The 15875-nt window shown below is 46.4% G+C and carries 12 protein-coding genes; 6 read left to right on the plus strand and 6 right to left on the minus strand.

The window, feature by feature from the left end; translation table 11 throughout:
* Positions 1-367: 367 nt before the first annotated feature.
* Together ACLHG7_RS02890 and ACLHG7_RS02895 are read right to left on the minus strand one after the other, a co-directional pair.
* Positions 368-1717 carry an OmpP1/FadL family transporter gene (locus tag ACLHG7_RS02890; protein WP_410209554.1) on the minus strand — a complete coding sequence of 450 codons (1350 nt, stop codon included), beginning with the start codon at positions 1715-1717 and terminating at the stop codon, positions 368-370.
* A gap of 108 nt (positions 1718-1825) precedes the next feature.
* Positions 1826-2851: a lipase family alpha/beta hydrolase gene (locus tag ACLHG7_RS02895; protein ID WP_410209555.1), complete on the minus strand. Its 1026-nt coding sequence runs from the start codon at positions 2849-2851 to the stop codon at positions 1826-1828.
* Positions 2852-3197: 346 nt separating this feature from the next.
* Between ACLHG7_RS02895 and ACLHG7_RS02900 the strand changes: the two genes are divergently transcribed.
* Positions 3198-4229: an AraC family transcriptional regulator gene (locus tag ACLHG7_RS02900; RefSeq protein WP_410209556.1), complete on the plus strand. Its 1032-nt coding sequence runs from the start codon at positions 3198-3200 to the stop codon at positions 4227-4229.
* 59 nt (positions 4230-4288) lie between these two features.
* Here ACLHG7_RS02900 and ACLHG7_RS02905 read toward each other — a convergent pair whose 3' ends face one another.
* Entirely contained in the window at positions 4289-4831 is a 543-nt protein-coding gene (locus ACLHG7_RS02905) for an RNA 2'-phosphotransferase (protein WP_410209557.1), read from the minus strand.
* A 132-nt stretch (positions 4832-4963) separates the two neighbouring features.
* Positions 4964-5797 carry an alpha/beta fold hydrolase gene (locus tag ACLHG7_RS02910; protein WP_410209558.1) on the minus strand — a complete coding sequence of 278 codons (834 nt, stop codon included), beginning with the start codon at positions 5795-5797 and terminating at the stop codon, positions 4964-4966.
* Positions 5798-6096: 299 nt separating this feature from the next.
* On the opposite strand from ACLHG7_RS02910, the gene ACLHG7_RS02915 reads away from it, so the two are divergent.
* The 5 genes from ACLHG7_RS02915 (at position 6097) to pta (ending at position 14671) form a co-directional block, all read left to right on the plus strand.
* Positions 6097-6306 (plus strand): PspC domain-containing protein, encoded by a 210-nt coding sequence (locus ACLHG7_RS02915; RefSeq protein WP_114899713.1) that lies wholly within the window; start codon positions 6097-6099, stop codon positions 6304-6306.
* A gap of 444 nt (positions 6307-6750) precedes the next feature.
* Positions 6751-8826, plus strand: a complete 2076-nt coding sequence (locus ACLHG7_RS02920; protein ID WP_410209688.1) for a M13 family metallopeptidase — start codon at positions 6751-6753, stop codon at positions 8824-8826.
* 132 nt (positions 8827-8958) lie between these two features.
* Positions 8959-11034 (plus strand): M13 family metallopeptidase, encoded by a 2076-nt coding sequence (locus ACLHG7_RS02925; protein ID WP_410209559.1) that lies wholly within the window; start codon positions 8959-8961, stop codon positions 11032-11034.
* A gap of 220 nt (positions 11035-11254) precedes the next feature.
* On the plus strand, positions 11255-12463 hold the full coding sequence (locus ACLHG7_RS02930; protein WP_410209560.1) for an acetate/propionate family kinase: 1209 nt from the start codon (positions 11255-11257) through the stop codon (positions 12461-12463).
* Between the two features lie 84 nt (positions 12464-12547).
* Complete coding sequence (gene pta, locus ACLHG7_RS02935) at positions 12548-14671, plus strand: phosphate acetyltransferase (protein ID WP_410209561.1); 2124 nt, start codon at positions 12548-12550, stop codon at positions 14669-14671.
* A gap of 63 nt (positions 14672-14734) precedes the next feature.
* On the opposite strand, the gene ACLHG7_RS02940 is transcribed toward pta, so the two are convergent.
* Both ACLHG7_RS02940 and ACLHG7_RS02945 read right to left on the minus strand, forming a co-directional pair.
* Complete coding sequence (locus ACLHG7_RS02940) at positions 14735-15010, minus strand: DUF4124 domain-containing protein (protein ID WP_410209562.1); 276 nt, start codon at positions 15008-15010, stop codon at positions 14735-14737.
* A complete protein-coding gene (locus tag ACLHG7_RS02945) occupies positions 15007-15687 on the minus strand; it encodes an HAD family hydrolase (RefSeq protein WP_410209563.1) in 681 nt (226 codons plus the stop codon). Before ACLHG7_RS02945 ends, ACLHG7_RS02940 begins: the two co-directional genes overlap by 4 nt.
* Positions 15688-15875: the final 188 nt, after the last annotated feature.

Below are 15875 nucleotides of genomic sequence, written 5' to 3' on the forward strand. Positions count from 1 at the left end.
CTCTTGTCCCAAGACATTAAAAGTAAAATCTCCAGGCCCTATTTCCGCAAACTCTGATGGCTTCAAAATCAGTTCATTACCACCTATCGTATATAGGCAAACCCCTGCAAGCACGTAAATTGTCGTACGGACACTAAGCTTGCCTACAAGTGCTGTCTTAGACTGATAAGTATTAGGAAATAGCCTATATTCATGCTCTGGTATATACAAAGCACGAACCACTTCCAATGAAATAGGCTTAACAGACACGAACGACCAATTCTGTTTTTTTAACCGCATATACCATCGACTCATATCAAGAAAGATATCCTATTGAGCCAGCCAAATCTCGTTTGAAATGCACGCTTCGCCAGCTCAACAATATTATTTAAAAGTGATAACCTACCTTTAATCCATAGGCAATCGCATGATTGTCGCTAAATGAACCTGCATATGCTGCAGATTCATTACCTGGAACTGAATAAGATCCTGTATGAGCTTCTGCATTCCCAAGCCATAAGTATTTCAATGCTAAGGATACATCCCATGCAGGTACTGGGTTATAGCGTAAACCAAGTCCTACATTCCAATTACCATTCGTCGGTCCCAATGTAGAGACGGGATTACCTGCACCACTGTCCCAACCAACCGCTGCGGTGCCCGAAAATTGAGGATCAAACTTGCGCCCCACCCCCAAATTAGCAGACCATTGATCTTTAGTATAATCAACAAGATTAAATCCTTGTGTCGAACCTCCTTTGCCTAAAAGAGGTGAGACTGTAGAAGCAACTTGACCAAATAAATACGGACGAACTGCAAAACTTGACCAATTTACCCAGCGTACATTCGCAAATGCTAATGTATTTTTCATAAGACCCATTTGAAAATCTAAATTAAGAGATTGGGGAGTTGTAATCCTGGTGATCCCTGAAGCATTTGTATTAATGCCAATGACATTTGTAAGTACACCTTTCACAGACTTCGGTAAAGAATTGATCAACCCACCCAACTTGGCAAGATTGACGGGATCTTGCAGAGCATTGACTAAGGGTACAGCCTCTTCTCCTTGAATATCATGATCAATTTCAGAGCGGTAGGTGATTGACGTTTTTAGTGCAATTTCAGGAATTTGGTAAGCAAAGCCAGCTAACCAGCCATAGGCGTGACTCTCTTTCAACGTTTCACTAAAGCCATTGAATAAGCTATAGGCAGACCCTCTTAACTCAACTTGACCTTTAACCTCTTGATACACGGCACCGCCAAAGAAATTAAAGTTTTTAATCGGCTGATAACCAATAATGGCCGAAATATTACGACTATCTAACTTAACGCGAGTTCCACCAGTAATACCTGCATTCAAGCTTTCGTTAGTGATCGGCAAAGAGCCAAGCACACGATCTGTCGGCTTTGTCACAAAATTATTTACGCCTGAATAGCTGGCATCCGCACCAAATGGCTCATCGAAAATCAATCCAAAAGAAATCTGTTCAAACGGCTGAATCTTGATTGCACCCACCGGGAATCGATAAGTATTCGCCATATCGCCAGTTGCCGTGATTCGACTACTGTCTGTACCTTCAATGGTAGGGTCCAATACTGTAAAGCCCGCTTCAGCATAATTTCCCGGTTGTAAAAATGCAGCAATCGATTGACCCGAACGGTCAATGGCAGCCGCAAAAAGGCTAGTTGTGGGGAGTACCATTAAAAACAAAGCAACAGACAGAGATTTAATTCTCATAAGAGACCGATCCATGATTAATAAAAAAGAGTGATGAAATCCACCATCAACAATTAATAAATCTAACTATTTGTTGTTAATGAATAAATATAAAAAATAATTACGAAACTACATGCCTGCCAATTTCAGCCGATTGGCTTGTTGACGGTACAAAACCACAGGGCTGACAGAAAACACATCAACCATTCCCATAATTTGATTGACCTCATTCATGTGATTTTGGTTATAGTTATCACGAATGACTTTCCCTAAATGGCTCGAACAGCGGGGAACTAAGCCATCACTTGAACCTGAAATCAATGGACTTGTAACAAGGAAGGCATAACTCAAAACATCAAGAGGATTGGTTATGATGCCAGTGCCCCCCCAAGAATAGTAATTGGTAGTGCTAGTTCCATCCGGTGACTTCACTTGCTGGTCACCTTCGCCACATTTGCTGGTCGACATCCCTTGTGGGAAATTTTTGTTGTATGCGGTCATGCCTGCTGTAGAAAGTTGTTTTACAGCTGCATAGCTACTTTGGCTATATGCTTGCCCTGACGAAATACCTATGAGTGAGAAAAAGGTATTTAATACGCCACCTATAATAGGTTTAGTAAAACCGCCAATCACAGGGGCATCCATGACATCGAGAACTCGATCAGCAACAGGTGACCCTAAATTAACACCGGCAACACCCGTTAGAGACGCAACCTGATTAGGAATCACCGCAGCAACATAGCGACCATCAAGAACACCTTGGCTATGCCCAACAAGATTCACTCTTTTTGAGCCAGTTATAGCTAGAATCTCTTGAATCTGATTCAACAATTGTTCACCGCGCACATAGGAGGATTCCGCCGCAGCAACTTGAGTATCAAAAACCTGAGCGCCATTTTCCGTCAGATCTGAACTGATCCCATAAAAATACTCAAAACCGCCAATTGAGCTCCATCCTGAAAGCCCATGTGCCAACACGATTGGATATTTGGTCTGCGCATATTTAGAGCTTACGTGTTCAGTATTACCATCACGACAGCTTGATAGCCCATCGGAATAGCTACAATATTGGTAGGTTGAAGTTGTAGTGGCGTGCGTAAGTGACACAGGGAAAACACTTCCTACAAGCATGAGTAAAGAGGCTGTATGTTTCATTAATAATGTCCTTATTAACTTTTTTAGATGATTGTCATTCATACGTATTTTTATTGCTGAATACCTGTAGAAATATCGTTCATGAATTCTCTACATCGTACAAACCGTAGCATGCCTATCCTTGATTTGGCTCGTATTGAGCAAAATGCCCTATTATTGAGAAATCACGAATATAAAGCATAAAAAATAATCGATAGTCGTATTTTTCAATCAGAGTTGCATCGACTGTTTTTTCCTTGCTACAGTGAAGAAGAATGGATAACAAAACCAAAGTGGTCACGAGTCGTATCCGCGCTAAGTGTGCGATATTGAGAAGATGATCTATTGATTGATAAATCACGTAGGGATGAATCAGAAAATTAAAAAGCAGCAGCGAGAAGAAAGTGCAAGTACATTCTTTGTACAAGCACTCTTAGATTATCTTCGAGGTATCGGAGTCAATTTAAGTGAAATGTTTGAGCCAACATTGCTAAGTAGAATGAGTACTCACGGCACACGGGTACCCATTTCACTTTGGCTGATGATGTTTGAACGCGCGATTGCTTTGACCAATGATCCCAATCTCGCCCTGAAAGTAGCGGAACAGATACAACCGAAATATTTAGGCATGTTTGGCTTTGCCGCGATGAGCAGCCAGTCCCTACGTGATATTTTTATTCTGCTGATGCGTTATGAGCAAATTATTGATGATGTCAACCTAACTAAACTCATCGAAAATGGGAATCGTGCTGAGGTCCATTGGTACCCTGTATATCAGCCCACCTCTCCCATTTTCATGCAGCAATCACTCGTCAGTATGGTCATTTTTTCACGGTGGCTAACATCAAATCCATCATTACAATTTGATGCCTATTTTAGCTTTAAACAACCCGAGCAGATTGATATTTATCAACGTATTTTTGGCGGTCAGATATTCTTTGATGCAGAGGTGACCAAACTTGTTTTTGATCATAGTCTCCTTAATTTACCCATTTCTCACTATGACTTGGAGACCCATAAACTGCTAGTTGCCCAAGTCGAAAAGAGTCTGCAAGCCATCAATCAGCCCAGCTTTTTGCAAAAATTACATGAATACTTATCCACGCATCTAGCCAACAATCTTATCTCGATTGAACAGTCTGCGCATGCTTTAGGCATGTCATCACGCACGATGCAATATGCTCTCCACTCATCAGGTATCACCTATCGTCACGTGCTCGACCAAGTTAGGAGGGAATATGCTGAACATTATCTGAGTAATACCAACTTTAGCTTAAGTGAGATTGCTTTTTTGTTGGGTTATTCAGAGCAAAGCCCCTTTCAAAGTGCCTTTAAGCGCTGGACCGGGGTTTCTCCAGGCGAATTCCGTAAGAAGGCGCAAATGTCCAAGACGTTATAGTTGTTGTGGTCTAACATCGTCTTCGCATGTAAACCACACAAAGATTTAAACTGATAAACTCACAATGAGTCTTCGATAAATTGAGCTGGCACACTCTGCGTCAACCACACCCCATTTTCAGAGAGAAAAAACTTAAAACCTTGCTGCTGCATCTGTAGCGCCTGAATCTTTAACACGATTGGTTTGCCATAGCGTTTACCAACTGAAATTGCAGTTTCTTGATGCTCAGATAAATGCACATACTGCCGTGATCCTGCCAAAAGCCCCTGCTCTCGAATGGATTCTACAAATCGAGTAGCGGTACCGTGATAGAGAACTGGTGGTGGTACTTGCTCTGGAAAGCTGCGCTGCACGGCCTCGGTCGAGTGCCCTTGTACAGCTCGAATCAGTGTGCCATCTTCTGAAATCGCAAATCGTTTTTTATCACTGCCATCAACCACAGCTTCAATGAGTTCATAGCTTAAAGACTTACCATCTGCGATCGCACCGACCAGTAAATCATCGATATTCGCCCACCCTTCCCGGTCAAGCGTCAATCCGATCACTTCAGGCTGATGCCTTAAAACAAAACTTAAAAACTTACTGATTTCGGTATCGTTCATTCAAACCCTCTGCACAATGCTTTATTCATCCATGATACCAGTACCGTAGAACTTGGATCGCAGCTTATTGAATAACAGCAACAAAAAAAGACTTTGAACATCTTCTTATTCAAAGCCTTTTTTAAGTTTTTATTAACCCGCCAAAAACTCAAGTAACGCTGCATTGACCTGATCAGCATGCGTCCATATCAGACCATGGGGCGCATCTTTGACCACCACAAGCTTGGCATCTTTAATCGCCTTATGCGTCTTCGCGCCCGAGATATCCAGCGGCACGATACGGTCACTGTCGCCATGAATCACCAAGGTCGGAATGGTGAAACGGGCTAGATCTTTGCGAAAATCGGTGCCCCATGCGGCAACACAATCTACGGTACCTTTCGGCGATGCCGCTACTGCAACGTTCCAGCTATACTGTACGACCTCATCACTGATCGAGACGCCACCAAGCACATCAACATTAAAGAAATCTTTTAAGAACCCAGCCAAGAATGCAGGGCGATCTGCGCGCAATCCTTGCTGAATGTCCTTAAATACACTGCCATCGACACCCTCAGGATTGTCATCGGCTTTCTGTAAGTAGGGCGGCACAGCGCCGATAAATACGGCTTTAGCCACACGTTCTGTACCGTACGTCCCCACATAGCGTGCAACCTCGCCGCCGCCCATCGAGAATCCGACCATCGTCACATCATGCAGATCCAGCTTGGTCAGCACTTTATTCAGGTCAGATGCAAAGGTGTCGTAGTCATAGCCTGTCGAGGGCTGAGTGGAACGCCCAAATCCACGGCGATCATAAGTAATGACCCGATAGCCCGCTGCAAGAAGCGCCGCTGTTTGTTTTTCCCATGACGCCCCACTCAGCGGCCAGCCATGGATCAGGACGACGGGCTTACCCGAGCCCAAGTCCTCATAATGCAGATTGATATGAATTGAGTTTTCGATTCCGACATTGACGAGACTCACGATACTTCTCCTGAAAAAAGAGGGTTCCATTCCACCCCAGTGTGCAACGAAACGTCATATAAATTTTCTTAAAATCGTGCTGATTGTGTTAATCATGATCAACTGGTCTAATGAATAGTTGATGAATGCCAAATGGATCACATCGTTGCTTGAAAACAGATCAGTACATTTACAAATTCCGCTTATGCCGTCACATGCTGCTAATGAAACACCACATAGTCGCACTACATCCTGATATAGAAAGCATAGATAATAATTTCACTGCCACATGGCAGGACAATTTACGGAGAACTGCTGCTATGAATGGTCTGCAACGCTCAACTCAACATCATATGATTGCTGGGGTTATGGGTGGGATTGCTGAACGGTTTGGTTGGAATGCTAACCTCGTCCGATTGGTGTTTATTGCAATATCGCTGGCCAGTGCAGCTTTTCCCGGAATCCTTGTCTACATTGTCCTGTGGATACTGATTCCCAAGCAACAACCCAATGGCTGGGTATCGCGCTAGTGCATCGCTAGAACCCAACCTTTTTAAAAGCCATTAACGCTTTATAAGCCCAGTTACCCCACTGGGCTTTTTTTTGGTTGCGATTCTTGATCATGATTCCGTCCCATCATTTATCCTGACAACAGCACTGCTCATTCTTTCTACAAGTCTGTATAAATAAAATAATTACTAACAATTATCTTTATATTCATAAGCATATATTGATTATTCAGACAAAACGATATTTAAGCATCACAATCACTATTTTTTATAATAATAACAAATACCTAAAAAATGACAGCCCTGAACAAGGTTACACGTGCTGATCACAAGTCATCCGAGTCAGTTACCATATTCAACAATAATCCTATTGCATCAAGCTGATATAGTCGATGATTAGCTCAATATTTCTATGAGCCCCTTATATTTCAACCTGCTAGAGGATTTTTATTCGTGAAGCATGTGATGACCCGAACTCTGATTGCCGCTGCCGTGCTCACGCAGATGACCGCAATCGCCTATGCTGTTGAAACCCCAACGCCTGCTGCACCTGTCGCAGCGACCACTGCAACCACCCCTGCGCCATTAATCTCGGGTATTGATGCGCAAAATGCCGATACCAGTATCCGTGCTCAAGATGACTTTTATGACCATGTGAATGGCAAATGGATCAAAAATACCGAAATCCCTGCTGACAAATCACGCTGGGGTGCATTCAATGAACTGGCTGAAAACTCCCTGAATCAACTGCATACTATCGTTGATACCATCAGTGCAAAAAAAGACATTCCCACTGGTTCCGTTGAACAAAAAATTGCAGACCTCTACGCCAGCTATACAGATGAAGCCGCACTAGAAAAACTTGGTGTGACTCCTCTGAATGCCGAGTTCGCAACCATCGATGCGCTGAAAGACAAAAAACAAATTGCAGCATACACGGCCCATTTAGCCAAGATCCAAGTCAGCTCGCCTTTTGAACTCGGGATCGGTCAAGATGCCAAAGACTCAACCAAAATCGTTGCAGGCTTTGATCAAAGTGGACTCGGCTTACCTGATCGCGACTACTACTTGAAAGACGATGAAAAACTAAAAGACGCGCGCGTCAAATATCAAGCTTATGTCGAAAAACTACTAACACTGTCTGGTGACGCTAAAGCCAAAGAAAACGCAGCAGCCATCCTTGCGCTTGAAACCGAACTGGCGAAAGTACAGTGGACCAAAGTGCAAAACCGCGATCCGGTCAAAACCTATAACAAAGTTGAAGTGGCAAAATTGGCAGGTCTAGTACCGCACTTTGACTGGAACAGCTACTTAGTCGATACGGGCCTCAAAGACAAAATCACCTATGTGATCGTTGCCCAGCCTAGCTACCTCAAAGGCTACGATCAAGTCTTGCAAAAAACACCACTGGATGTCTGGAAAGCGTATTACAAACTGCGCGTTCTCAGCCATTTTGCTCCAGACTTGTCTAAAGCCTATGTTGATGAAAACTTTGCGTTCTACGGCACCACCCTGCGCGGTACGCCTGAGAATGAACCCCGCTGGAAACGTGGTGTAAAAACGGTTGAAGGTGCATTGGGCGAAGGCTTGGGTAAACTCTATGTCGAGCAGTACTTTCCGCCTGAAAACAAAGCACGTATGGAGAAGCTGGTTAGCAACCTGATCGCTGCCTACCATCAAAGTATCGACACCTTAGACTGGATGGGACCTGCGACCAAGAAACAGGCACAAAAGAAACTGGCTACCCTGATGATCAAAATCGGTTATCCCAAAAAATGGCGTGATTACTCCGCGCTTGAAATCAAAAAGGATGATCTGATCGGCAATGAAATCCGCTCTGCGGCTTTTGAATACGCGTATCAGCTCAACAAACTGGGCAAACCTGTGGATCGTGATGAGTGGGAAATGACACCACAAACAGTCAATGCCTACTACAACCCTTCCCTCAATGAAATCGTGTTCCCGGCCGCGATTCTGCAACCACCATTCTTCAACGCCAATGCTGATGATGCGGTCAACTATGGTGGAATCGGTGCGGTGATTGGTCATGAAATCAGCCATGGCTTCGATGACCAAGGCAGTCAGTTTGATGAAGTGGGTAATCTGCGTAACTGGTGGACCAAGCAGGATCACGAGAAATTCGCCAAGAAAACCAAAGCACTGGTTGAGCAATACAATGCCTATAGCCCAGTTCCCGGTTATAACGTTAACGGTGAGCTGACCCTCGGTGAAAACATCGCGGACAACTCGGGTCTAGCGATTGCCTACAAGGCCTACAAACTGTCTCTGGGTGGCAAAGAAGCGCCAATCATTGATGGTACTACCGGTGATCAGCGCTTGTACTTAGGCTGGGCACAAGTCTGGCGCAACAAGATCCGTGATGCACAGGCGATTGTGTTCGTGAAGACCGATCCACACTCGCCAGCGCAGTTCCGTGGTAATGGTGCGGTGGTCAACCAGCCTGCGTTCTACAAAGCGTTTGAAATCAAAGAAGGTGACAAGATGTACTTGCCACCAGAAAAACGCGTGATTATGTGGTAAATCGTGTGGTAAATCAGGCGAACGCTTAAGACTAAAAACGAATGACCTGTTAAGCAATTAATGGGTCATTTTTTTAAACGAATGACACCCAGCCAAACTTTTTAAATCATGTTGATCAGATCGAGAGAATCCATGAAACAGATCATGACCCGTACACTACTTGCTGCTGCGATACTCAGCCAGATCAGTAGTCTATCCCATGCAGCAGAGACCACAGCGAACACAGCAACATCCCCTACCACAGCGGCAACGTTAGTTTCGGGCATTGACCCGAAAAACTTTGACCTCGCAGTACGCCCGCAAGATGATTTCTATAAATATACCAATGGCACATGGCTTAAAAATACCGAAATTCCCAAAGATAAATCCAGTTGGGGCGCTTTTTATGAATTGTATGAGCAGTCTCTGACCCAGTTGCAAACCATTATCACGCAAATGAGCGAAACAAAAGACCTGACTAAAGGAAGCGTAGAAGAGAAAATTTCATATTTCTATCAGAGCTTTATGGATGAGTCTGCTCTAGAGAAACTAGGGCTTGCTCCCCTTGCCCCTGAACTGGCTAAAGTTGATGCACTGAGCGACAAAACCCAACTCGCTGCACTGCTTGCCCATTTGTCTCTGATCAATGTGGTCTCTCCAATCGAGTTTGGAATCAAGCAGGATGACAAGGACTCCACCAAAATGACCGTGGGCTTGGGTCAAAGTGGTTTGGGCTTACCGGACCGCGACTACTATCTGAAAGACGATGCCAAACTCAAAGATGCACGCATAAAATACCAAGTGTATGTTGAGAAATTGCTGAGCATGTCTGGCGATAATGCTGCAAAAAAACACGCGGCTGACATCGTGAAATTTGAAACTGACATTGCCAAGGCGCAATGGACCAATGTTCAGAACCGCGACCCGATCAAAACCTATAACAAAGTCACCACTGCAAAACTTCCGCTGCTAACCCCGCATTTTGATTGGAATGCATATCTAACCAACGCCGGTCTGAAAGACAAAACCAATGAAGTTATCGTCAGCCAACCCACCTACTTTAAAGCCCTGAGTCGCATTATTGATAAAACGCCAGTGGACACATGGAAGGCTTATCTGAAGTTCCATGTCATCAATCATTTTGCACCTGACCTGTCCAAGGCTTATGTTGATGAAAACTTTGCCTTCTACGGCACCGTACTTTCAGGCACGCCTGAGAATACGCCGCGCTGGAAACGAGGTGTCGAGACCGTCGATGGCTCATTGGGTGAAGGACTCGGCAAAGTGTATGTCGATAAATACTTTCCGCCTGAAAACAAAGCCAAAATGCTGGTACTGGTGGATAACCTGATCAAGTCCTATCAGGCCAGCATCCACCAACTGGACTGGATGAGTCCAGCAACCAAGATCGAAGCACAGAAAAAACTATCTACGCTCATGGTCAAGGTCGGTTACCCCGACAAATGGCGCGACTACTCATCTTTGGAAATCAAAAAAGATGACTTGATCGGCAACGAAATCCGCTCTGCGCTCTTTGCCAGTCAATATGAAATCAACAAGCTGGGCAAACCAGTCGACCGTGCGGAATGGGGCATGACGCCGCAAACTGTAAATGCCTACTACAACCCGTCGCTCAATGAAATTGTCTTCCCTGCCGCAATCTTGCAGCCGCCATTCTTTGATGCCAAAGCGGATGATGCGGTCAATTATGGCGGGATTGGTGGGGTTATCGGACATGAAATCAGCCATGCCTTCGATGATCAAGGTAGCCAATATGATGAAGTGGGTAATCTGCGTAATTGGTGGACGGCCGCTGATCATAAGAACTTTGCGGTCAAAACCAAAGCATTGGTTGCACAATACAGTGCGTATAGCCCAGTTCCCGGCTACAAGGTCAATGGCGAACTGACACTCGGTGAGAATATTGCAGACAACTCAGGGCTGGCAATTGCCTATAAGGCGTATCACCTCTCGCTAGCAGGTAAAGAAGCTCCGGTGATTGACGGTAAGACTGGAGATCAACGCTTGTACTTGGGCTGGGCACAAGTCTGGCGCGAGAAAGTGCGCGATGATGCCGCAATCATGGCCGTGAAAACAGACCCGCACTCGCCGTCTGAATTCCGCGGTAACGGCGCACTACTCAACCAACCCGCCTTCTTCAAAGCCTTTGATATCAAGGAAGGTGACAAGATGTACCTACCACCGGAAAAACGCGTGGTGATGTGGTAAATCGTGGAGTAAGTCGTTTGATAAGTCAGGTACAAGACCCGCATTAGTCCTGTGATCAATCCCAACCTGTTAGAGCGACAGGCTGGGATTTTTTTGAGGCTCAAAGAAAAACTTTCGTTACGCTTTAAGCACATATCACCTTCATTTTGGACTGAATTCTGCCGTCAAATCTTCATTTTTCCAGTCTATAATGCAATGAAGCTCATCACAGTTATCTCCTATGTCTCGTCCAATCTTAGTGATCAATTGCGGTTCATCATCGATTAAATTTGCACTCGTTCCCGAACACGTCGCAGCCCATCAAGTGCGTCGCTCGGGACTGGCAGAAAACTTAGGCACACCGGAAGCCTTACTGAATATCACAACCGAAGATGGTAAAAAAACTTCATTTGCGATTCCGCACGCGGATCATCAAGCGGCACTGACAGAAATTTTAAAAAGACTGGGGGATGAACAGCCGATTGCGATTGGTCATCGTGTGGTGCATGGTGGTGAGAAGTTCACCCATGCCGTGCAGATCGATGAGTCGGTCTTAAACGCGATTCGTGAGACCACGCCGCTTGCCCCGCTGCATAATCCTGCGAACTTGCAAGGGATTGATGCCACCTTGAAGCTGTTTGCAGATTTACCGCAAGTCGCCGTATTTGATACTGCATTTCATCAGACCATGCCCCCGCAAGCCTTTCGCTATGCTTTGCCAGAAGATCTGTATAGCAAGCATCACATTCGTCGCTATGGTTTTCATGGCACCAGTCACGCTTATGTTACCCAGCATACTGACCAACTCGTCGATGGCGACAACGGATGGATCTCTGCACATTTAGGCAATGGCTGCTCCACCTGTGCTGTCTGGCAAGGCAAGAGTATGGATACCAGCATGGGTCTCACCCCGCTAGAAGGTCTGGTGATGGGCACGCGCAGCGGAAATGTTGATCCTAGTCTGCACATTCATCTGACCCGGACACTGGGCTGGTCACTCGAAGAAATTGACCAGATCCTCAATAAAAAAAGTGGCTTACTGGGTCTGTCAGGTTTATCCAATGACATGCGCACCCTGACTGAAGCGGCGGCGGATGGACATCGCGGGGCGCAGCTTGCCATTGATGTCTTTTGCTATCGCCTTGCCCAGTCATTGGCGGCCATGAGTTGCGCATTGCCTGTGTTTACGGGCATTATCTTTACTGGTGGGATTGGTGAGAATGCAGCGGTGATCCGTGCCAAAACATTAGCGCTCCTCCCCCATTTTGGACTCTATCTCGATATCCAAAAAAATCAGAAAATGATCCGCGGGGCAGAAGGACGTATAGATCAGGGCGCGGATGACACGGAACTTGGGATCAACGCCTATTTAGGACGTCAGATCTGGGTGATCCCCACCGATGAAGAAGGTCAGATCGCACGCGAAACACGGAGTGTGCTGGACTTATAAGGGTCGCTTGTATGACACGCTTTTTGCGATAGCGCCCATAACACCACGAAAACATTAGTAAGACCATTTGAAGGGACTTTTTTCATGCAAACTTTTTTGATCGTCCCCACCGGTATTGGCGTCGGCCTCACCTCAGCCTGTTTAGGTTTAATCCGTGCACTCGATATGGCGGGTATGCGCGCGGGCTTCATGAAGCCTTTTGTACAGGCAGAACTCAATGCCGATGGTGATGGTAGTGACCGTTCTAGTCTTCTGGTCAGTAAAACCTTAAATCGCCCTGTGGTGCAAGCCATGCAACAAAGCACGGTCGAACGTATGCTGGGTGATGGTCACATGGATGAACTGCTTGAGCAGCTCATGAGCATGAAAAATGAAAGCGGACAAGGCCAAGATGTCTTGATCGTTGAAGGACTCGTACCCACCAGTGAAAGTAGCTATGCTCCTCAGCTGAACGCGGCACTGGCCCAATCTCTCGATGCCAGTGTAATCATCGTCACCACGGCGGATATCGACCACCTTGAAGGGCTTGCTGATCGTTTAGACCTCGTCGCACAAGCCTTTGGGGGCACAGCTTCGGAGCGAACCCTTGGCTACATCTTAAACCGTGTCAAAGGCGTGACCGAAGCGGCGTTGGGTGAACCTGCTGAACTAGCCGTTCTGCAAAGTCGAATCATTCAGGCACTCAAGCCACTTTCCCAAGACATGGGAACCGATAACTTTCATTTAATCGGTGTAGTGCCTTTCAATGAAGTCTTAAGTTCACCGCGTATTATCGATGTCGCACAAGTGTTAAGTGCCAAGTTCTTAAATCGCGGCGAGGCCACAGAGCGCCGCGTCCGCCGTGTTTCTTTGTGTGCACGTACCGTGAAGAATATCCTATCTGCACTCACGCCAGATACGCTGATTGTCACGCCGGGTGATCGGGAAGATGTCTTGGTTGCGGCTTGCCTTGCCTCAATGAATGGCGTGCCGCTGGCTGGCGTGGTTCTGACGGGTGACTATCTGCCCGAGGAACCGCTACTCCAGCTCTGTACCAATGCTTTTAAATCAGGCCTGCCGGTACTGTCGGTGGATAGCGACTCATTTGAAACCGTGCAACGGTTAAGCCAGATGAGCAATGAAATCCCTGCTGATGACCATGACCGTGCCGAACAAGTCATGGCCACCGTAGCACGCCATCTTGATATCGACTGGCTGAAAAAACACTTCGCAGCACAGCGCTCCGAACGTCTGTCTCCATCGGCATTCCGCTATCAACTCGTTAAAAAAGCCCAAGCGGCAACCAAGCGAATTGTGTTGCCCGAAGGTGCTGAGCCGCGCACCATTCAAGCGGCGGTCATCTGCCAAACACGGGGTATTGCGCATTGTATTTTGTTAGCAAAACGTGACGAGGTTGAGGCGGTGGCATTGGCACGTGGCATTACATTGCCCCCTAGCCTTGAAATCATCGAACCCGAAAGCATCCGTGCACGCTATATCGCACCGATGGTGGAGCGCCGCAAAGGGAAGCTCACAACCCAACTTGCAGAAGCCCAATTGCAAGATACCGTGGTACTGGGCACCATGATGCTGGCGCTGGGTGAAGTCGATGGACTGGTATCGGGTGCAATTCATACCACCGCCAACACCGTACGCCCCGCCTTCCAATTGATTAAGACGGCACCCGGCTTTAGCCTAGTGTCCTCAATCTTCTTTATGCTGCTGCCTGAACAAGTGGTCGTCTACGGTGACTGCGCGATCAACCCTGACCCCACTGCAACCGAACTGGCTGAGATTGCGATCCAGAGTGCCGACTCCGCTGCGGCATTTGGCATTGAGCCACGCGTGGCGATGATCAGTTACTCAACCGGCGAATCCGGTACCGGTAGTGGCGTAGACAAAGTCCGTGAAGCCACTAAGATCGCCCAAGAGCGCCGTCCTGATCTGATGATCGATGGTCCGTTGCAATACGATGCTGCGGCGATTGAAAGTGTCGGCAGACAAAAAGCCCCCGACTCCAAAGTTGCTGGACGTGCCACGGTGTTTGTATTCCCTGACTTAAACACTGGGAACACGACCTACAAGGCCGTGCAGCGGAGTGCCAATGTGGTGAGTGTGGGACCAATGCTACAAGGCTTGAACAAGCCTGTGAATGATTTGTCACGCGGTGCATTGGTCGAAGATATTGTCTATACGATTGCGCTGACGGCGATTCAGGCTGAGGGGTAAATCAATAATCAAAGACGTTCTGGGCAATGCTCAGAACGTCTAAATGCAAAATCAAAAGCCTTTTCACTTCACCCGATGCGACGCTCTCTCCGCTTGATAATAGCGTTTTCTTTCCGCATAACGCTGCGCTTTAAACTGCCGAACTTGCGCCGCTTGATGCTGCTGATACTCATAATGACTGGCTGTAAGCTTTGAATACGGCAACATGCGAGCATTTGACGCACAAGTGGTTTGGGAGTAATGCACCCCACCGCCCGCATCCTGACACTTATAAACATCATGCGCTAATGCAACTGAAGAAACTAGGCATAGTCCGAAACCTGCTAAAACCAGCCTCATCCCCAGACTCCTGCACGAACCGACCAATTTTCTACCGGCCACTGATGATCCAGTGCATGGGCATGCAGACGCTTATCTGGAGTCACCGTGATCGGATGATCAACAAAATTCAGTAAGGGCAAATCATTAAACGAGTCCGAATAGCCCCAGCTGTTGTCCAGTTTCTGGTCCGGATTATGCTGCGCCAGCCAAGCATGGAGATGATGCAACTTGCCTGCTTGGAAGCACGGCTCACCCGCAAGTTTACCGGTGTATACGCCATCAATGATTTCAGGTTCGCTTGCAATCAAATGAGAAACACCAAAAGCCTGTGCAATCGGTGCGGTGACAAAACTGTTGGTCGCGGTGATGATCACGATTTCATGACCCGCTTGACGATGTTTCTCAATCGCTGCAATCCCCTTTGGACGCATCGCTGGGCGAATGATGGTATCGAGATATTGATCATTCAGCGCTTTTAATGCGCTCGGAGCTTTGCCTTTTAAAAACTGAAAAACGAATTCATTGTAGGCCACGGCATCTAAAGTGCCGGATTGATAATCCGCATAGAACTGGTCGTTGCGTTTGCGATGTTCAGCTTCATCCACCAAACCTTGCGCAATTAAAAACTCGCCCCACTCATGATCTGAATCCAAATCTAATAAGGTGTGATCCAAATCAAATAACGCCAATTGCATGCTCGCCTCCAATGGGCTCAAAAGTTATTAAACAGATTAAAAATGCAGCATTTTCGCCAATGATGTCGCCACATCTTGACTTCTAAAATTCACTTAGTGATTTAACTCACAAAAAACTGTAAAAACTATCCCCGTAAGCCTACAGAATTTCGGTAAAATAACATCAAATTTCATGTACTTTCCTTGCG

It is taken from the genome of Aquirhabdus sp., from assembly GCF_046462495.1.
GTDB lineage: Bacteria > Pseudomonadota > Gammaproteobacteria > Pseudomonadales > Moraxellaceae > Aquirhabdus.